Source organism: Pseudoxanthomonas sp. LjRoot127 (assembly GCF_964253495.1).
GTDB lineage: Bacteria > Pseudomonadota > Gammaproteobacteria > Xanthomonadales > Xanthomonadaceae > Pseudoxanthomonas_A.
This window is the reverse complement of record NZ_CAXUQR020000001.1, coordinates 3,529,326-3,548,429: the sequence shown is the minus strand read 5'-3', so window position 1 is coordinate 3,548,429 and position 19,104 is coordinate 3,529,326. Positions and strand designations below refer to the sequence as shown.

Genomic DNA, 19,104 nt, shown 5'->3' with positions numbered 1-19,104 from the left:
GCTTCATCCCTTGTCTTTGTAGGCCAGCAGACGCAGTGCGTTGAAGACCACCAACAATGTGGAGCCCTCATGCACGGCTACCGCCGGACCGATGCCGAGCCCGAAAATCGTGGCCGGCACCAGGAAGGCGACGATGCCGAGGCTGACGAAGACGTTCTGCCGGATGATGCCGCGCGTGTGACGACTCAGGCCCACGGCGAATGGCAGGTGCTTCAGGTCATCGGCCATCAACGCCACATCTGCCGTTTCCAGGGCCACGTCCGAGCCGGCCGCGCCCATGGCGATGCCGACGGTGGCATTGGCCATCGCAGGCGCATCGTTGACGCCGTCGCCAACCATGGCGACCTTGTCCTGATCGCGCAGCTTGCGGATCGCCTCGACCTTGTCTTCGGGCATCAGGTCGCCCCATGCCTCGTCCAGGCCGACCTCCTTGGCCACGGCCTGGGCCACCTTCTGGTGATCGCCGGAGATCATGATCATGCGCTCGATGCCCATGGCCTTCAGGCGCACCAGCGCCTGCTTGGCCGCCTCGCGTGGCGTGTCCATCAAGCCGATCGCGCCGAGCTCCCGATCGCCCAACCGCACGACCATGGTCGTCCTGCCCTGCTCGCGCAACGCGGCGATGGCCGCTGCCGCGGCGGCGCCCAGGGCGGGAACCTCGTCCGCGCCGAACATCTCGGCCTTGCCGATCCATACCGGCTGATCGCCCAGACGGGCTTTGACGCCGCGGCCGATCAGGTTTTCCAAGGCCGAGGCCGTTGGCAACTTGCCCGTATCCAATCGACTGCGACCATCTCGCGCGATCGCGGCGGCCAACGGATGATCACTCAGCGACTCCACCGCGACCGCTACCTGCAGCAGCTCGGTCTCCGACGCCCCGTCCACCGGCACCACATCGGTGATGCGCGGGCGCCCTTCGGTCAGGGTGCCGGTCTTGTCGAAGGCCATCGCCTTCAACGACCCCAGATCCTCCAGCGGCGCGCCGCCCTTGATGAGCACGCCCCCACGCGCCGCGCGGGCGATACCGGACAGGACCGCGCTCGGGGTGGCGATGGCCAACGCGCACGGACTGGCGGCCACCAGCACGGCCATGGCGCGATAGAAGCTGTCGCGGAACGGCTCATCCACCACCACCCAAGCAAACAGCAGCAGGAACGCCAGCGCCAGTACCGCGGGTACGAAAATCCGCTCGAAGCGATCGGTGAAGCGCTGGGTGGCCGACTTGCGTGTCTCGGCCTCGCTCACCATCTTCACCACGCGCGCCAGCGCGGAGTCCTCGGCGCGCTTGGTCACTTCCACTTCGATCGCACCGGCCCCATTGATGGTGCCTGCGAAGACCCGACTGGCCGCATCGACACTGTCGGGCCGGCTCCGTGCCTGTGCGGGATCCTCCACAGGCCGCTTGTCCACCGGGATGGACTCGCCGGTCACCGGTGCTTGGTTGATGCTGGAGTTGCCCTTCAGCAAGAATCCATCGGCCGGCAGGCGCTCGTTGGGACGCACCAGTACCCGATCACCGAGCTGCAGGTCACCGACCGGAATCTCGGTGGTGGACTCGCCGCGGATGACGATCGCCGTATCCGGCGCGAGCTCGGCCAGCGCTTCGATGGCGCGCTTGGCGCGTCCCATCGCGTAGTGCTCCAGCGCGTGACCCAAGCTGAAAAGAAACAGCAGCAACGCACCTTCGGCCCAAGAGCCCAGCGCGGCGGCGCCGGCGGCGGCGACCAGCATCAAGGTGTCGATTTCAAAGCGCTTGAGCTTGAGGTTGTCGTAGGCCTCGCGCAGCGTGTACGCACCGCCAAAGACGTACGCACCGATGTAGCAGGCTGTGGGGAACCATCCCGGCAATGAGGCGGCGAACTTCTCGATCAGAAAGCCCACCAGCAGCAACGCACCACAGGTCAGGGCGAAGATCAGCTCGGTGTTGGGGCCGAGCAGGCCGCCGGTGTGGTCGTGGTCGTGCTTCTCCTCGCCGTGTTCCCCCCCCTTGCCGTCATGCGCATGACCGGCGTGATCGTCGTGCTGGGACGGCTTGCCCGTCACCACGCGGGTAACGCCCATGCGCTTGAGAGAGGCCTCCAACCCGCCCTCGTCGATCTTCTCGCGCTCGAACTCCAGGTACACCGTGCCGGCCGAGCTGGCGCGGGCTTCCAGCACGCCGAACACCGAGCTCATCTGTTCGGCCACAGTGCGGGCGCGTCGCTCATGCCCGATGCCGGTGACCGTCCAGGTGAGGTGACCGAAGCTTTCGGTGACGCGTGCGCCCGCGGCCTGGGCCAGCTCGCGAATGCGGGCCAGCGACATCAACTGCGGATCGAAGTGCACGCAGAGTTGGCCGGGTCCCTCCCCCTCGGCAGGTCGGATGTGGACGCGGTCCACCCCGGGGCGTGCGAGCAGTTCGCTCTGCAGGCGCTCGATGCACGCATCGGCAGCATCGCGCACGTGGGGAAGCACAACGGGAATGTCCAGGCGCAACTTGCCAGGGGAGGTATCCATATCGATCTCGTCAGTGCTGCGCAGATGAACCTGAGTGTCCACAGCGCAAGTGAGTGCCACGCGACAGCACGGTCGTTGCGACCGGCGCACGCGATCCCAAAGCAGCGGCTACGCCAAGGCGGCGTGCGCCGGCGCGATCACGCGATGGGTGGGCGTAAGGGGTGCGTAGAGCGCTGGGCCAGCGCCAGGACCGCGGCGATGGGCGTATAGGCCTGGCCGGGGATGAGCGGCCCAGGGGCCGGGAAGTCCGGCAGGATCACCGCGTGTGCGCACACGTCCGAGTGATGGAACAGGCTGTGCGCCCCCGTAGCGTGCTCATCGGGCACCTCGCCCTTGGCATCGTGCGCATGCGCGGCTGCGCGCAGGTGCGGTGCGCTGTGCTCCAGACCATGCAGCTGCCCGAGCTGGGTCAGGACCGGATGGGCCAGCACCGCCGCCACGATCAGCCACAGCGCGCCCAAGGCGAGCCATGATCGGGGATGGGCGGTCAGAAGGCGCACGCGGAGGTCCCGGGCTGCACGAATGGCCCGACGATACCCAACCCGGTCGCGCACGCCAAGCGCTGTTACACCCTAACGCTGCAGCGCGATGACAGTTTCCTGAATTGCGTGATTGTCTAACGCGCAAGGGACTGACTACCATGCGCGCACCATGACGCGTGCCCTACGCCAACTCAGCCGATTCCTGCGCCTGCCGGCGCTGGCACTGCTGTTGTTCGCGGTGGTGGCCAATCCGGTGCTGGCGGCCGTGGGCGATATCCACGAATCGGCCCAGGCCGTGGCCGATCATGCCGATCCCGAGCACTGCGATGTCAGCGATGACGCCACCAGCGCGGTGGTCGATCAGGATGCCGGCGATCAGGACGAGGGTTCGGCCGGCGATCTGCTGCACGCGCTGGTCCATGGAGCCCATGCCTGCGGCCATCCGGTGGCTATTCCCTCGCCCGCCCTTGTGGTCGAACCGCTCGCTCCTCAGGCGATCGCGCCTGTGCACGAGATCCAGCCGCTGGATTCCCTGCAGCCGCTGTCCCTGACCCGTCCTCCGATTACGGCCTAACGCTGCACGCCGGCTTGCCGGTGCATCGTTTTTTCGCCTAATCGGAGATATCTCATGTGGTTGCGACTGGCAGCGTGCGCTGCCTTTTTGGTCGTGCCCGTTGCGTACGCGCAAACGGGGACGGCGCCTTCTTCTACCCTTTCGTTGGACGACGCCATCGCGCGCGTTGCCACGACACACCCTGACCTGCGCATCTTCGACGGACGTCGTCAGGTCCTGGATGCCAACCTGGCATCGGCGGCCCTCAAGCCCCCGATGACCCTCGGCGCAACCATCGAAAACACGCTCGGCACCGGCAACTATCGCGGTTTCAGCGAGGCCGAGCTCACCGTCACCCTGGCCGGGGTGATCGAGCGCGGCGGCAAGCTCAATGCCCGGCAAGCCCTGGCGTTGGCCAACATTGATACGTTGGCGCCGCAGCGCGAGATGGCACGGCTGGACCTGCTGGCCGAGACGGCGCAGCGTTATCTGGCCGTCACCGCCGCAACCAAGCGCAAGAGCATCGCCGAGTTGGACATCGTCCAACGCAGGCGCGCCGTCGATGCGGCACGTACCCGCCTGACCGCCGGTGCCTCGCCCGAGTCGGTCGTGCTCACCGCACAGGCGGCCTTGGCCACGGCCGAACTGGATCGCGATCGCGCCATTGCCGATGAAGCGGCCACGCGCCAGAACCTGGCGGCCCTGTGGAATGAGCGCACGCCCAGCTTCACCGTGGCCGCGGGCAATCCTTTGGTGCTGCCGGAACTGCAGAGCTTCAATGCACTGAGTGACTACCTGCAGAACACGCCCGAGCTTGCTGAGTTGGCGGGCGTGGAGCGTGTGCGTGAGGCCCAGCTACGTCTGGCGCGTACGCAAGCTACGCCTGATCTGCAGTGGCAGGCCGGTGGACGCTACAACCGTGCCACGAGCGATGTGGGGTTCATGGCCGGCATCAGCATTCCGCTGGGGTCGGCACGCCGTGCCGCACCGGGTATCCGTGCTGCTGAAGCCGAACTGGCCATGACGCCGATCGAACGCGAATCCCTGCGCATCGATCTTTACTCCGCGCTGACCAACGCCTACGGCAATTACTCCACGGCACGTTTGGAAGTCGGTCGCCTGCGTACCGACGTGATCCCACGCTTGGAGAAGGCTGAGAAGGCCGCCGAGTACGCGTGGAAAGCCGGTGCGATCAGCTATCTGGAGTGGTCGCAGCTGCAGGCGCAACGCGTGGAAGCCAGCGTGCGCCAGCTGCAAGTGGCCGTCGACGCACAAGCTGCCCTGATCGAGATCCAGCGCCTGACCGGGCAGCCGATCGTCGCCAGCGGCACCACCACCCCATAAGGATTTCCACATGAAGAACGTTGCAAAGATTGCAGCTCCGACGTTGCTGCTGGGCGCTGTCCTGATGCTGGCCGCTTGTGGTGGTTCCAAGGACGCCACGGAAGAGAAAACGGCGCCTGCCAAAGAAGCCAGCGGTGAGGGTGACGATCACGGCGCCGAAGGCGAAGCCGGGCACGAGGAAGGGGAAGCCGGCCACGGTGAGGAAGCCGGTGGTCATGAAGAAGAAGGTGCCGAGAAGACCACGATCCCGCAGGAAGAAGCTGACAAGAGCGGCGTGAAAGTCGCGAAAGTCAGTGAGGGCGCCATCAAGAACGAATTGGAAGTCCAAGGCGTGCTGACACCGATGGAGGGCGGCGTGGCCCAGGTCACTGCGCGCTACCCGGGTGTGGTGCGTGCCCTGCGCGCCAACGTGGGCGATACCGTGCGTCAAGGCCAAGCGCTGGCCGTGGTGCACAGCAATCTCAGCCTGACGACCTACACCATCACCGCACCGATCAGCGGCGTCGTCCTCAGTCGACAAGGCAGTGTCGGTGGCGTAGCCGCCGAAGGCCAGCCGCTGTTTGAGATCGGCAACCTGTCCAAGGTGTGGGTCGACCTGCACGTGTTCGGGGCCGATGCGCAGTACCTGCGTCCGGGCGTGGCCGTCACGGTCAGTCGCCTGTACGACAACGTCAGTGCGACGACGACCATCGAACGCGTGCTGCCCAGCACGTCAACGGCGAGCCAGAGCCTGGTCGCCCGTGCCGCACTGCTCAACGAGGATGGCTTCTGGCGTCCAGGCACTGCAGTCAAAGCGCAAATCACGATGTCCACCAGCGATGCGGGCGTTGTGATTCCGCAGTCGGCCATCCAGAGCATGGACGGCAAGGACGTGGTGTTTGTGCGTGACGGCGATACCTACACGGCGCGGCCGGTGAAGCTGGGTGATCGTGACTCCACGCAAGTGGCCGTGCTGGAAGGCGTGAAGGCCGGCGAGGACATCGTGGTGACCCAGAGCTACCTGGTCAAGGCGGACATCGAAAAGTCCGGCGCGACACACGCGCACTAAGGAGACCGTCATGCTCGAAAAAATCATAAAAGTCGCGATTAATCATCGCTGGCTGGTCATGACGTTGACGGTGGCCTTGATCGCCATCGGCATCTGGAGTGCCCGTCAGATCCCTATCGATGTCACCCCCGACATCACCAACGTCCAGGTTCAGATCAACACCGAAGCGGCAGGTTACTCGCCGCTGGAAGCGGAGCAACGCGTCACGTTCCCCATCGAGACGGCCATGGCCGGTCTGCCGAAGATGGAGTACTTCCGCTCGATCTCCCGCTACGGCCTGTCCCAGGTCACCGTCGTGTTCAAGGACGGGACGGACATCTACTTTGCTCGGCAGCAGGTCTCCGAGCGTGTAGCACAGGTGAAGGCGCAAATGCCCGAAGGTATCGAACCCACTCTGGGTCCGATTGCCACCGGCATGGGCGAGATCTTCTCCTACACTATCGATGCCGATCCCAAAGCCCGCAAACCCGATGGCACGCCCTACACCGCCACCGATCTGCGCACGCTGCAAGACTGGGTGATTCGTCCGCAGCTGCGCAATGTTCCTGGTGTGACGGAAGTCAATACCATGGGCGGCTTCAAGCGTGAGGTTCACGTCACGCCCGATCCGGCCAAGCTGCGCTCGCTGGACCTGACCTTTGAAGATGTGGTCACGGCCCTGCAGGCCAACAATCAGAACGTGGGCGCCGGCTACATCGAACGTAACGGTCAGCAGTTCCTGGTGCGTGTGCCGGCACAGGTCTCGGACATTCCTGCCATCCAGAAGATCGTCGTCACCCGTCGTGATGGCGTGCCGATTCGGGTTCGCGATCTGGCCAATGTGGCCGACGGTGAAGAACTGCGTACCGGTGCGGCGACCCAGAACGGCCACGAGGTCGTGCTCGGCTCGGTGGTCATGCTGGTGGGCTCCAACAGCCGTGACGTCTCCCAAGCCGCGGCCGCCAAGCTTCAGGAAGCGGCCAAGAGTCTGCCCAAGGGCGTGACCGCCACGCCGGTGTACGACCGCACCTCGCTGGTGGATCGCACGATTACCACGGTCGCCAAGAACCTGATCGAAGGCGCGCTACTGGTCATCGTCATCCTGTTCCTGCTGCTGGGCAACTTTCGTGCGGCGTTGATTACGGCCGCGGTGATTCCGCTGTCGATGCTCTTCACCCTGACCGGTATGGCGCGTGGCGGCGTGTCGGCCAACCTGATGAGCCTGGGCGCCTTGGACTTCGGTCTGATCGTGGACGGTGCCGTCATCATCATCGAGAACTGCCTGCGTCGCTTTGGCGAACGTCAGCATGAACTCGGGCGTGAGATGACGCTGGAAGAGCGCTTTGAAGTGGCCTCCAGCGCCTCGGCTGAAGTGATCCGTCCGAGCTTGTTCGGTCTGGGCATCATCACCGCCGTCTACCTGCCGATCTTTGCCCTAACCGGTGTGGAAGGAAAGATGTTCCACCCGATGGCCATCACCGTGGTGCTGGCGCTGACGGGCGCGATGATCCTGTCCCTGACCTTCGTACCGGCTGCCGTGGCGATGTTGCTCGGTGGCAAGGTCGAAGAGAAGGAAAACTGGCTGATGCGTTGGTTCCGCGGGCGCTATGAGCCTTTGCTGGATCTGAGCCTGCGTAGCGGCAAGCTGGTGGCCGTCGGCGCGATCGCCCTGCTGGTCGGCAGTGGCCTGCTCGCCTCTCGCATGGGTAGCGAGTTTGTTCCCAGCCTGGATGAGGGCGACTTCGCGCTTCAGGCCATGCGTATTCCCGGTACCAGCATGACCCAGTCCTTGGGCATGCAACGCATCGTGGAAGAACGCCTGCTGCAGTTCCCGGAAGTGGAGCGAGTGTGGTCAAAGATCGGTACGGCAGAAGTGGCCTCCGACCCGATGCCGCCCTCGGTGGCGGACACCTTCGTGATGGTCAAGCCGCGTGATCAGTGGCCCAACCCGCGCAAGCTCAAGGCGGATCTGGTGGCCGAAGTTGAGGCGGAGATGAAGAAGATCCCCGGCAACAACTACGAGTTCACCCAGCCGATCCAGATGCGCACCAACGAGCTGATCTCGGGCGTGCGTGCGGACGTGGCGATCAATCTGTACGGCGATGACCTAGACACGTTGTTGGAAGTGGGCCAGAAGCTGGAGGCGGCGGCACGGACCGTACCGGGTGCGGCCGACGTGCGTCTGGAACAGGCCGCTGGCCTGCCCATGCTCTCGGTGCTGCCCGATCGGGATGCCTTGGCGCGCTATGGCCTGAATCCGGCTGACGTGCAGCGCAACGTGGCCACCGCCATCGGGGGTGAAGTCGCCGGCCAGCTGTTCGAGGGCGATCGACGCTTCGACATCGTGGTTCGTTTGCCGGAACAGCAGCGACTGGATCCCACGGCGCTCTCCGCGTTGCCCATCTCGCTGACGGCGGCCATCGCGGCCAACCAGGCTGATGAGTCGGTGGGTACGCAGGCCAACGCCGCTCAGGCACAGATCGTACCGCTGAGTTCGGTGGCGCGCGTGGAGATCTCCGAAGGGGCCAACCAGATCAATCGTGAGAACGGCAAGCGGCGCATCATCGTGACCGCCAATGTCCGTGACCGCGATCTGGGTAGCTTCGTCTCCGAACTGCAGTCCACCATCGATCAACAGGTGACGGTGCCTACCGGCTACTGGATCGAATACGGCGGCAGCTTCGAGCAGCTGATCTCGGCCAGTAAGCGTCTTTCCATCGTGGTGCCGGTGACCCTGGTGCTGATCTTTGCCCTGCTATTCATGGCCTTTGGATCGGCCAAGGACGCGCTCATCGTCTTCAGCGGTGTCCCGCTGGCCTTGACCGGTGGCGTGCTGGCGTTGGCGCTGCGCGGGATCCCTCTGTCGATCTCGGCGGGCGTGGGCTTTATCGCGCTCTCGGGTGTGGCGGTGCTCAACGGCCTGGTGATGATCAGCTTCATCCGAAGCCTGCGCGAGAGCGGCCAGCCGATGGCCGAAGCCATTCGGGAAGGTGCGCTCACGCGTCTTCGACCGGTGCTGATGACGGCGTTGGTGGCCTCGCTAGGCTTCGTGCCGATGGCCCTGAATGTCGGTGCGGGCTCGGAAGTGCAGCGTCCGCTGGCCACCGTGGTCATCGGCGGAATCATCTCCTCCACGTTGCTGACGCTGGTGGTACTGCCGGTGTTCTACCGGTGGGTGCACACCCGCTTCAATCGCACCCCGGCGCACATGAAATCGTGACAGGGCACGGCGGCGGTGTACGCACCGCCGCCCTACCCCGTTCCTAGCCGCTCTTTTGCATCTGTTCTTAGGAGAACACGCATGAGCACAGGGCATGATCATGGAATGTCCGAAATCCGGTACGAGAAGCCCCTATGGTGGGCGCTCGGCCTGACTTCCACGTTCCTCATCGCCGAAATCATCGGCGGTCTGGTAACAAATAGTTTGGCGCTGCTATCCGATGCGGCGCACATGATGACGGATGTCATCGCCCTCACCGTGTCGTTGATCGCGGTGCGTATGAGTCGACGTCCGGCCGATGCTCGCCGCACCTATGGCTATGCCCGTATGGAAGCCATCGGCGCGATCATCAACGGCGGTCTGTTGTTCGTGGTCGCCGGTTACATCCTGTGGGAAGCGGTGGGACGTTTTCGTGAACCGCCGGAAGTTGCGTCCACGGGCATGCTGGTTATCGCCATCATGGGTTTGATCGTCAACCTGATCTCCATGCGTCTGCTACGCGCCGGTAGTGGCACCAGCCTGAATGTGAAGGGCGCCTACCTGGAGGTTTGGAGTGACATGCTCGGATCGGTGGGCGTGATCGTGGGCGCGATCGTCATCAAGGTCACGGGTTGGACGCTGGTCGATCCGATCATTGCAGTGTTGATCGGCCTGTGGGTGCTACCCCGTACCTGGACCCTGCTCAAGCAGGCCGGCCATATCCTGATGCAGGGTGTGCCGGAAGGCATGGATGTGGCGGCCATCCGCAAGCGGCTGATCGAGATGCCGGCTGTGCAAGAGGTCCATGATCTTCACGTGTGGTCGCTGGGGACCGGGCAGGTCGTGCTGACGGCTCACATCGTCCTAGCCGCGGGTGTACCCGACCCGGACACGATCCAAGTCGAGCTCACCCGGGTGATCGAGCAGCAGTTCGATATCCACGACGTGACATTGCAGGTGGAACGCACTTCGTGCAAAAGCGAGGTGGGCCATGCCTGACCGGAATCGAGCGAGTTTCCGCAAGGTTTTCGCCCGATTCCAAGACACATCGCTCCGAGGTTCAACAAGCGCACACCGTCTGCGTTGGCGGGTAGCGCTGAGCCTGGAGCTGGTCATCCTGTTGGTTGCCATCTTCTTTGCGTTCACCGCAAACGGCGCCTTCTGGGCCAGTGTCAAAGAGTCAGGCGTCCTGAGCGGGGCGAGAGAACTGCGTTTCTACATCGGGGTGACCGCCGCCCTGGTCGGCTTGCATGCGTTGCTGTTCGGCTTGGTGATCAACCGCTGGATTGCCCGACCAGTTCTGGCGGTCCTGCTGGTGGCCACCGCTTCAGCGGCGTACTTCGCCAGCATGTACGCGGTATATCTGGACCCGAGCATGGTCCGCAACGTGATCCAGACCGATGTGGCCGAGGCTCGCGAGCTGTTGACCTGGGACATGGTGGGCACGGTCGTGCTGATGGGCGTGCTGCCGGCGACCGCGTTGTGGCTACTGCACTTCCCCCGCTTCACGCTCAAGCAGGCCCTACTACGCCGGACGCTGTTTCTGGGCGCGATGTTGCTGCTCACGTGCGCGGGGGTGATGGCCACCTTCCAGGACATCTCCTCGCTGATGCGCAATGACAAGGCGCTGCGCTACCTGATCGCTCCGGGCAACTACCTGGCGTCCATCACGCGCGTGCTCAGTCAGGAGGCTAGGAGTCCGAAGGGGCCACGCCAGATCGTGGCGGCCGATGCCAAGCAGCAGGCGCACGCACCGTCGACCAAACCCCACCTGCTGGTCGTGGTGGTTGGCGAAACCGTACGCGCACAGAACTGGGGACTCAGTGGCTACACGCGGCAGACCACGCCACAGCTGTCCAAGTTGAATGTCATCAATTTCAGCGACGTCACCGCGTGCGGGTCCAACACGGAAGTCTCCGTGCCCTGCATGTTCTCCCTTGCGGGCCGGCGCAACTACGACCGCGAGAACATCGTGGGCTCCGAGTCGCTGCTGCACGTGCTGGAGCGGGCCGGCGTCAAGACGTTGTGGCGGGACAACCAAACCGGCTGCAAGGGCGTCTGCGATGGCTTGTCCTTCGAGTCCTACCGCAAGCCGCCGGACAACTCGCTGTGCGATGACCAGGCCTGCCGTGATGCGGTGATGCTGCAGGGCTTGCACGATGTGATCGATGACAATCCCGGTGACACTGTGGTGGTCCTGCATCAACTGGGCAACCACGGACCGGCGTACTTCAAGCGCTATCCGGAAGGGCTGCGCAAGTTCCGGCCCGACTGTCGCTCCTCTGATCTGGGCAACTGCACGCGGCAGGAGATCGTCAACGCCTACGACAACGCCATCCTGGAAACGGATGACTTCCTGTCCAAGACGATCCAGATGCTCTCGCAGGACACCACGCACGACACGGCGATGATCTATGTCTCCGATCACGGCGAGTCGCTGGGCGAAGGCAACGTCTATTTGCACGGCTTGCCCTACTCCATTGCACCGGACACCCAGATCAAGGTGCCGATGGTGGCGTGGCTCTCACCGGGCATGGCCGGCGGTGAAGGCGTCAACACTGCGTGCGTGCGCAGTCGGGCAAGCCAGCCGATCAGTCACGACAACCTGTTCCATTCGGTGCTTGGTCTGATGCAGGTCAGCACCACGGCTTACGACCCGAAGCTGGATGTTTTCTCGGGATGCCAGAGCACGGCAGGAGCCTCGCCATGAGGCTCCCGTGTTGCCCCTCACCTCTTGCCCGGCATCTGTTGCCGGGCCTTCGGCCGCTTCGCGCCACGCGCTTGAAGCAGGCACTCACTTCTTCTCAAGGAATTTCCCATGGCTGACGGTTACGGCCACCTGCCGCGTGGTCCCAAGCGTTTGATGATGGCAGCGCGTTGGTCTGCTCAAGGACTGCGTGCGGCCTGGCTGCATGAGTCGTCGTTTCGGCTCGAGGTTGCGCTCGCCCTGGTGCTCGCACCTTTGGGCCTGCTGCTGGGCGAGACCGGTGTGGAGCGTGCACTGCTGGCCACCACGGTCTTGCTGGTGCTGCCGGCCGAGCTACTCAACTCGGCGATCGAGGCGGTCATTGAGCGCTACGGCCCCGAGCATCACGAGCTGGCCGGTCGTGCCAAAGACATGGGTTCGGCTGCGGTTTTCATGACGTTGGCGGTTACCGCCCTGACATGGCTGGCCATCTTGGCCAGCTGATGGCGTCGGGCTGGAGGTTTATATGGCGTACATCCTGTTAGCAGCACTGATCTTTGCGGTGGGCTGGGGCCTGAAATCGGCAATGTCGATTCCCCACCCCGATGGCCTGACCGTCATCCTCAGCAGCACGGTGGTGCTGACCGGCGCACTGTTCTGGGTGGTGGCTACCCTGCACGCGCTGGATCTGCTGGTGGCGTTCAAGCGCGACGATCGCCGGTATCTGTCCGAGTTCGCGGTCGCGATGCGGCCACGCCTGCGTGAGTTGCTGGTGGCCGCCCCGGTAATGGTGCTGGGCTTGCTCATCGCCTATCGATCCGTGGGCACCGCCGGCACCGTGGTCGCCGCCCTGGAGGCGCCGTTCTATGCGCTGGCCATCGCGGCAGCGCTGATGGCCAGACCCCTGCAGGCCACGCAGGTGCGGCGGCGGCGCACGGGCCTTGTGCTGAGCGTGATCTACGGCGCCCTGTTCGCCATCACCGCGATCCTGCAGTCGGCTGTCGCCACCCGCACGGGCATGCAGGGCGCCGCGCCGTGGCTGGGGGTGACGTCGGCCCTGGCAGCGATCGCGGCCTGGGTGTCGGCCGCCAAATTCAGAGCTTCGATCGAGCAGGCACGCGCCCTGTCATCACCGGTGATCGAGAGCTTCGGCAATCCCTTTCCCCGCCGTCAGAACCGGCCGTCCCCGCCGGACGGGACGTCGCCGCGTTCGCGCAAAGGCCCGTTCGGGCCGCCGCCGCACGGCGGACGAAAGCGTCGACGCCGCTTCTAGATCGCGCGATCCCGCACCCAAGGTTTCCCGTTCATTTTTTCCTCTGTTTGCACGAGCGATACGCCGATGCGTCATTCCCTTAGCGACCTCTCCCCTGGCCAGACATGGCTGCTGACCGTGCTGGTCATCGCGGCGCTACTAGCCGGCCTGGGCTTACGCGAGCCGATGCCCGCAGACGAGCCGCGCTTCGTACTGGCGGCCAAGACTATGGTGGAGACCGGCCAATGGCTGTTCCCGCAGCGCGGGATAGAGCTCTACGCCGAGAAACCGCCCACCTTCATGTGGCTGCTGGCGGCCAGTTATGTGCTGGTGCGCAGTTGGGATGTGGCATTCCTGCTGCCGTCCTTGCTGGCCGCGCTGCTGACGCTGTGGCTGACCGGCGATCTTGCCCGGCGCCTGTGGGGAAAGCGCACGGCCGACTACGCCGTGTTGGGCCTGTTCGTCTGCCTGCAGTTCGTGCTGCAAGCCAAGCGCGCGCAGATCGACATGGTGCTGGTGGGCATGACCACGCTCTCGCTATGGGCGCTGGTGCGCTACCTGCTGGAAAAGCCCAGCCCCTGGCTGCTGATGGTGGGCACCTTCGCCGCCGGCTTGGGCTCGGTCACCAAGGGCGTGGGCTTTCTGCCGTTGTTGGTGTTCCTGCCTTGGCTGTGGGTGCGGTGGAAGTCGCCCCACCCCCTGCCCTCGCACCGAGGGGTGCATGTGCTGGCCGGCATTGCGGGTTTTGTGCTGGGCGCGGGTGTGTGGCTGGTACCGATGCTGGCCACGGTGGCGGCCTCATCGGATCCGGCCCTGCACAACTACGCGCGGGAAATGCTGTTCAAGCAGACCGGCACCCGCTATGCCAATGCCTGGCACCACGTAAAACCCGCCTGGTACTACCTGCAGACCATGCTCACGCTGTGGCTGCCGGGCGTGCTGCTCGCGCCGTGGTTGCTACCGGCGTGGTGGCGGCGCGTGCGGCGCGTGGACCCGCGTTACGCGCTGCTGCTCGGTTGGGCGCTGCTGGTGCTGGTCTTCTTCAGTGCCAGCCCGGGCAAGCGCGAGGTCTACATCTTCCCGATGCTGCCTGCCCTGGCGCTCGCCGCATCGCCGTTGTTGGCCGGCTTGCTGCGCCGGCGTGGCGTACGCGCGGTGCTGTGGTCGTACCTGTCGGTGGTGGTCACCCTGACGGGCGCCTTGGGGCTGTGGTTGCTGACCGCCTCGCCCGAGCGCGTGCAAGGCCTGCTCGACGGACGCGGCATGGACATGAGCACCGTCAAGCAGGTCAGTGGCTGGCTGCTGGCCTTCACCGTCGTGAGCCTGGTCGTGATGGCCGTCGCACGCCGACGGGTGGTGTTTGCGCTGGTGGCGGTCACCGCCTCGCTGTGGATCGCCTATGGCGTGGGATTCATGCCGGCGCTCAGTCCTGACAGTTCTGCCAAAGCGCTGATGCAGCGCGTGGAGGCCACCATTGATCTGGATGCGGAGCTGGCCATGCTCGGCTGGCGCGAACAGCACCTGCTCCAGGCCGACCGACCGGTTACCGAGTTCGGTTTCAAGAAGCCCTGGGTAGAGCAATGGCAGCAGGCACACACCTGGCTGCTGCAGGACCCCACGCGACGCTGGCTGTTCCTGCGCAAGGAAGCCATTGGGCCTTGCCTGGATCCAACGCAGGTCATCGACATCGGCGCCTCCAATCGACGCGCCTGGATTCTTGCACCGGGCACGGCCTGGATCGCGGACTGCGAAGTCCCGGCCACGTGGTCAGCCGATGTCAGCGAAGACTGACTTCTCCTTCCTTTCCCGCACGCCTCACTGCTGAGTCCTTCGCCATGCAAAGCCCGTCACTGCCCCGGATGCCCAGTCTGTCGGTCGTCATTCCCGTCTTCAACGAACGCGGCAACATCGGGCCGCTCGTGCAGGAGGTGGCGCACCACCTGCGCGGCAAGATCGCCTTCGACATCATCTGTGTGGATGATCGCTCCGACGATGACACACGCGAGGTGCTCGGCTGGCTCAAAGCCGAGGTGCCCGAACTGCGGGTGTTGCTGCACCATCAACGCAGTGGGCAAAGCACCGCCATCCGCAATGGCGTCAAGCACGCGTTCTCGCCCTGGATAGCCACGCTCGATGGCGATGGCCAGAACGATCCAGCCGATATCCTCAAACTGATAGCGGCTCGCCAGGCCGCGTCACCGCAGGTGCGGCTGTTTGCCGGCTGGCGCACCGAGCGCAAGGACACGGCCAGCAAGCGCTGGGCTTCGCGCTGGGCCAATCGCATCCGGCAATCACTGCTGCGGGATGACACGCCCGATACCGGCTGTGGCATCAAGCTGTTCGACCGCGCTGCCTTCCTGGACCTGCCGTACTTCGATCACATGCACCGCTATCTGCCAGCACTGATGCAGCGCGCCGGCTGGAAGACGCTCAGTGTGCCGGTCACTCACCGACCGCGGGGATCGGGCCAGTCCAAGTACACCAACCTGGGCCGTGCCCTGGTGGGCATCCGCGACCTGATGGGCGTGGCCTGGCTGATCCAGCGCAACCATGTAACTGCCACCAGCGAGCTTAGCGCCGGCCCCAAGTCATGAACGTCATGGACCAGGAAATCCTGTGGCTGAGCTGGACGGGCTTGCACACCACGCCGTGGAAGCTCATTGGTCTGACCGGCGCGGCCTTGTTCGGCGTGCGCTGGCTGGTCCAGTTCATGGCGTCCAAACGCGCCGGCCGGCCGGTGATCCCGCGCCTGTTCTGGTACATGAGCTTGTGCGGTAGCCTGATGGCCTTGAGCTACTTCCTGTTCTCGTCCAAGCAGGATGCCGTGGGCGTCGTGCAGAACCTGCTGCCGGCCTTTACCGCCGCGTATAGCCTTTATCTGGACATACGCCATCACCGTAGCATTGGTACGAGCGCCTTAGCCAAACACGCCTCGTCCCCTTCCGAGGACGATCACTCCTGCTAGATCGTGGCACTGGGCTGCGCGTTTGGTCGACTTTCGCGCCACGCAGCCCGCAACACGCGCACCGCCGAGCGCAGGAACAGAACCAGCAACGCTGCGGCAATCAACAGATCGGGCCAACCCGCGCCGAAGGCCAACACCAGCGCCGCGGCCAGGATGACGGCAGCCCCCTCGTAGATGTCATTGCGCGAGCACTCCCACGCCGAGGCCATGTTGATATCGCCGGCGCGATAGGGGGTCAGCAACCACAGGCAGACCGCATTGGCCGCCAAGTTAAGCAACGCAGCCACCCCCATGCTCTCAAAGATCGGAACACCCGGATGGGCCAAGCGCCAGACGATCTGTACGCCTACCGCGAACGCGGCCCCTAGGATCAAGAAGCCTTTGAGCAGGGCCACCCGGCCCTTCAGGTGTGCCGATGCGCCCACCACCGCCAGGCTCACCGCATAGGTCAGCGCATCCCCGAGGTTGTCCAGGCTTCCGGACAACAGGGACGAAGAGTGGGAGTGCCACGCGGCGACGGCCATCATGACGAAGGTCGCCAGGTTGATCAGCAGCACGATCACCAGCACGATCACCAGCACCTTGCGCTGCTTGGCTTGCATACCCGCTACATCGACTACCTTGCCGCAGCCACAGCATTCAGGCATCACGCGCTCCATTGAGGGGCCACTCCTGCAACCGGAAAATCACAGTTTGGGCTCGGCTAGCGTAAAGTCTGTAGTAACTACAGAGTCAAGCGATCCTTCCATGAAGATCAGTCAGGCTGCCGAAGCCAGCGGATGCCACCTTGAAACCATCCGCTACTACGAGAAGATCGGGCTGCTGCCCCACCCCACCCGCACGGACAGTGGTTATAGGGTTTATACGAGCGCCGATATCGAGCGCCTGCGGTTCATCGCGCGAGGGCGGGATCTGGGCTTCAGTCTGGAAGAGATCCGCAGCCTCCTGCAACTGGCCAGCGATGAGCGTTTGTCCTGCGACGACGTCGATCGCCTGGCGCGTACACATCTGACCGATATTCGTGCGCGCCAGGAAGATCTTCGCCGGATGGCCGATGAACTTGAGCGTGTCATCATCAGTTGCCACGGGGGACAGCGGGCCGAGTGCACGATTCTTTCGACGCTACGCCAGCCAATGCAACGTTCCAAAGTCTGACTTTGTAGCGGATTTCTACTCTCGACCGGAAGCGGACGTAGGGAGCTGGCCAGAAAGATGGACGGATCACTTCCACACCTAGATGGCGCGGAGGCTGACCCGCTTGGCAAGCTCTTCCGCGCTCTCCTTCCGCTCGCTATAGCGATCGACCAGGTAGGGCGAGACATCCCGGGTCAGTAGCGTAAACTTCATTAGCTCTTCCATGACGTCCACGACGCGGTCATAGAACGCGGAGGGCTTCATGCGCCCATCTTCATCGAATTCGTTGAACGCCTTTGCGACAGAGGACTGGTTGGGGATGGTGATCATGCGCATCCAACGTCCAAGCACACGGAGCTGATTCACCGCATTGAAGGACTGCGAACCGCCGGAGACTTGCATGACGGCCAGCGTCTTGCCCTGAGTTGGTCGCACGGAGCCTTGAGAGAGCGGAATCCAGTCGATCTGCGCCTTCATGATGCCGCTCATAGAACCGTGTCGCTCGGGTGAGCTCCAGACCATGCCCTCCGACCAATGCACCAGTTGCCGCAATTCCTGCACCTTCGGATGCGTGTCGGGCTCAGCATCTGGAAGGGGCAGGCCTGTCGGATCGAAGAGCCGGGTCTCAGCGCCCATTGCCTGAAGTAGTCGAGCCGCCTCCAGCGCGAGCAACTTGCTGTATGACCTCTTCCTCAGCGATCCGTAAAGCAGAAGGATCCGCGGGGCATGCGCAGCAAGTACGGTCGGGGATAGGCGGTCAATCTCGGGCAAATGGAACAGCTCGGCCGAGATGTTGGGCAGATCGCCAGGATTAGACATGAGGCTTTCCAAGTAGCTTGTGGATCGTTGCGCCCAGGGCTGCCCCAATGACCTGCGCCACAACGAAGGCAGGCACGTCGCCAGGCGAAATGCCGGCGAAGCTGTCACTGAACATGCGGCCGAAGGCTGCTGCAGGATTCGCGAATGAAGTCGACGAGGTGAACCAATAGGCCGCACCGATGTACGCAGCCACCATCACGGCCACACGGGACGCAGGTGCCCGGAGCACAACCAACAGCAAACCTGCTGTTGCAACGATCTCGCCCAGCCATTGGCCCATGCCGGTTCGCACCTTCGTGGAGAACTCCAGCACCGGAAGATCGAACATGGCATTCGCCAACAAAGCACCGCATACCGCGCCCGCGAGCTGAACCAGGATGTATGCCGGCAAAAGGGTCTTGGGCAGTTCGCCACGCGCCGCCATCACGGCACTGACCGCGGGGTTCATGTGCGCACCACTGATCGAACCGAACACCTCAATGAGGACGTAGAGCCCGCCGACCGTTGCCAGCGCATTTGCTAGCAGTGCGACGGCGTCGTTTCCACCTGCAAGGCGCTCGGCCATGATCCCCGAGCCCACCACCGTCACCAGCAGCAGGCCCGTGGCCAAGAACTCTGCAAAGAGGCGCTGGCGGATCATTCCGCACCGACACGCCCGATCTCGCCCAGCTTTGCCTGTGCGGCCAGACGGTCGAGGCTTTGCAGCGGCAGTGATAGCAACAGCTCGATACGGCGGCGCAGTGTGGCGAACGCTGCGGTATAGGCTCGACGACGGTCTTCTTCATCGCCCGTGGCGGCTACCGGGTCGGGCACACCCCAGTGCGCGAGTGCAGGATGGCCCAGCCATACGGGGCACGCCTCTCCCGCAGCGTTGTCGCAAACCGTGATGACGATGTCCATCTCGGGCGCACCTTCCACGGCGAACTCGTCCCAGTTCTTGCTGCGCACCTGGCTGGCGTCATAGCCGATGGCCGCGGCAAGCTCCCGCGCCATCGGCTGGACGTGGCCGCTGGGATGGCTGCCGGCGCTATAAGCCTTGAATCGGCCGTGGCCCAGCACGTTGAGGATCGCCTCGGCCATGATGCTGCGTGCGGAGTTGCCGGTGCACAGGAACAGTACGTTGTAGGTCTTGTCGGTCATGTCGTAT

General features: G+C 64.2%; 18 protein-coding genes. 12 read left to right on the top strand and 6 right to left on the bottom strand.

The genetic code is table 11. The features are described from left to right. Window positions 1-3: 3 nt before the first annotated feature. Together ACSQ19_RS16660 and ACSQ19_RS16655 are read right to left on the bottom strand one after the other, a co-directional pair. Window positions 4-2,496: a heavy metal translocating P-type ATPase gene (locus ACSQ19_RS16660; RefSeq protein WP_435998492.1), complete on the bottom strand. Its 2,493-nt coding sequence runs from the start codon at window positions 2,494-2,496 to the stop codon at window positions 4-6. A 137-nt stretch (window positions 2,497-2,633) separates the two neighbouring features. Further along, window positions 2,634-2,996, bottom strand: a complete 363-nt coding sequence (locus ACSQ19_RS16655) for a hypothetical protein (protein WP_327482780.1) — start codon at window positions 2,994-2,996, stop codon at window positions 2,634-2,636. Between the two features lie 151 nt (window positions 2,997-3,147). Here ACSQ19_RS16655 and ACSQ19_RS16650 point away from each other — a divergent pair, with 151 nt between their 5' ends. The 11 genes from ACSQ19_RS16650 (at window position 3,148) to ACSQ19_RS16600 (ending at window position 16,004) form a co-directional block, all read left to right on the top strand. Beyond that, window positions 3,148-3,552, top strand: coding sequence for a hypothetical protein (locus tag ACSQ19_RS16650; RefSeq protein ID WP_187572539.1), 405 nt, complete (start codon window positions 3,148-3,150; stop codon window positions 3,550-3,552). A gap of 54 nt (window positions 3,553-3,606) precedes the next feature. Beyond that, on the top strand, window positions 3,607-4,875 hold the full coding sequence (locus ACSQ19_RS16645) for a TolC family protein (RefSeq protein ID WP_327482779.1): 1,269 nt from the start codon (window positions 3,607-3,609) through the stop codon (window positions 4,873-4,875). 10 nt (window positions 4,876-4,885) lie between these two features. Then, complete coding sequence (locus ACSQ19_RS16640; RefSeq protein ID WP_435998489.1) at window positions 4,886-5,923, top strand: efflux RND transporter periplasmic adaptor subunit; 1,038 nt, start codon at window positions 4,886-4,888, stop codon at window positions 5,921-5,923. 10 nt (window positions 5,924-5,933) lie between these two features. Next, window positions 5,934-9,122, top strand: coding sequence for an efflux RND transporter permease subunit (locus tag ACSQ19_RS16635; RefSeq protein ID WP_327482777.1), 3,189 nt, complete (start codon window positions 5,934-5,936; stop codon window positions 9,120-9,122). An 81-nt stretch (window positions 9,123-9,203) separates the two neighbouring features. Then, on the top strand, window positions 9,204-10,100 hold the full coding sequence (locus tag ACSQ19_RS16630; protein WP_327482776.1) for a cation diffusion facilitator family transporter: 897 nt from the start codon (window positions 9,204-9,206) through the stop codon (window positions 10,098-10,100). Beyond that, window positions 10,093-11,811: a phosphoethanolamine transferase gene (locus ACSQ19_RS16625; protein ID WP_327482775.1), complete on the top strand. Its 1,719-nt coding sequence runs from the start codon at window positions 10,093-10,095 to the stop codon at window positions 11,809-11,811. The genes ACSQ19_RS16630 and ACSQ19_RS16625 overlap by 8 nt, the downstream gene beginning before the upstream one ends. A 108-nt stretch (window positions 11,812-11,919) precedes the next feature. Beyond that, a complete protein-coding gene (locus ACSQ19_RS16620; RefSeq protein ID WP_327482774.1) occupies window positions 11,920-12,291 on the top strand; it encodes a diacylglycerol kinase in 372 nt (123 codons plus the stop codon). A gap of 22 nt (window positions 12,292-12,313) precedes the next feature. Continuing rightward, window positions 12,314-13,060 carry a hypothetical protein gene (locus ACSQ19_RS16615; RefSeq protein ID WP_327482773.1) on the top strand — a complete coding sequence of 249 codons (747 nt, stop codon included), beginning with the start codon at window positions 12,314-12,316 and terminating at the stop codon, window positions 13,058-13,060. A 66-nt stretch (window positions 13,061-13,126) separates the two neighbouring features. Beyond that, the gene (locus ACSQ19_RS16610) at window positions 13,127-14,830 is read left to right on the top strand and encodes an ArnT family glycosyltransferase (protein WP_327482772.1); all 1,704 of its coding nucleotides are present in this window, start codon (window positions 13,127-13,129) and stop codon (window positions 14,828-14,830) included. A gap of 68 nt (window positions 14,831-14,898) precedes the next feature. Then, the gene (locus ACSQ19_RS16605) at window positions 14,899-15,633 is read left to right on the top strand and encodes a glycosyltransferase family 2 protein (protein ID WP_327484607.1); all 735 of its coding nucleotides are present in this window, start codon (window positions 14,899-14,901) and stop codon (window positions 15,631-15,633) included. A 5-nt stretch (window positions 15,634-15,638) separates the two neighbouring features. Beyond that, complete coding sequence (locus ACSQ19_RS16600; protein WP_436040791.1) at window positions 15,639-16,004, top strand: lipid-A-disaccharide synthase N-terminal domain-containing protein; 366 nt, start codon at window positions 15,639-15,641, stop codon at window positions 16,002-16,004. Here the strand turns inward: ACSQ19_RS16600 and ACSQ19_RS16595 are convergent. Next, complete coding sequence (locus ACSQ19_RS16595) at window positions 16,001-16,651, bottom strand: cation transporter (RefSeq protein ID WP_436001008.1); 651 nt, start codon at window positions 16,649-16,651, stop codon at window positions 16,001-16,003. The two genes, ACSQ19_RS16600 and ACSQ19_RS16595, sit on opposite strands and share 4 nt — an antisense overlap. A 100-nt stretch (window positions 16,652-16,751) precedes the next feature. Between ACSQ19_RS16595 and ACSQ19_RS16590 the strand changes: the two genes are divergently transcribed. Beyond that, on the top strand, window positions 16,752-17,159 hold the full coding sequence (locus ACSQ19_RS16590) for a MerR family transcriptional regulator (protein ID WP_327482770.1): 408 nt from the start codon (window positions 16,752-16,754) through the stop codon (window positions 17,157-17,159). A gap of 78 nt (window positions 17,160-17,237) precedes the next feature. On the opposite strand, the gene arsH is transcribed toward ACSQ19_RS16590, so the two are convergent. Genes arsH through ACSQ19_RS16575 form a run of 3 tightly spaced genes read right to left on the bottom strand, consistent with a single transcriptional unit; the run spans window position 17,238 to window position 19,097 of the window. Then, complete coding sequence (gene arsH, locus ACSQ19_RS16585; RefSeq protein ID WP_327482769.1) at window positions 17,238-17,957, bottom strand: arsenical resistance protein ArsH; 720 nt, start codon at window positions 17,955-17,957, stop codon at window positions 17,238-17,240. Then, a complete protein-coding gene (locus ACSQ19_RS16580; RefSeq protein WP_327482768.1) occupies window positions 17,950-18,597 on the bottom strand; it encodes an MIP/aquaporin family protein in 648 nt (215 codons plus the stop codon). The genes arsH and ACSQ19_RS16580 overlap by 8 nt, the downstream gene beginning before the upstream one ends. After that, window positions 18,594-19,097: an arsenate reductase ArsC gene (locus ACSQ19_RS16575; RefSeq protein WP_327482767.1), complete on the bottom strand. Its 504-nt coding sequence runs from the start codon at window positions 19,095-19,097 to the stop codon at window positions 18,594-18,596. The genes ACSQ19_RS16580 and ACSQ19_RS16575 overlap by 4 nt, the downstream gene beginning before the upstream one ends. Between the last annotated feature and the right edge of the window lie 7 nt (window positions 19,098-19,104).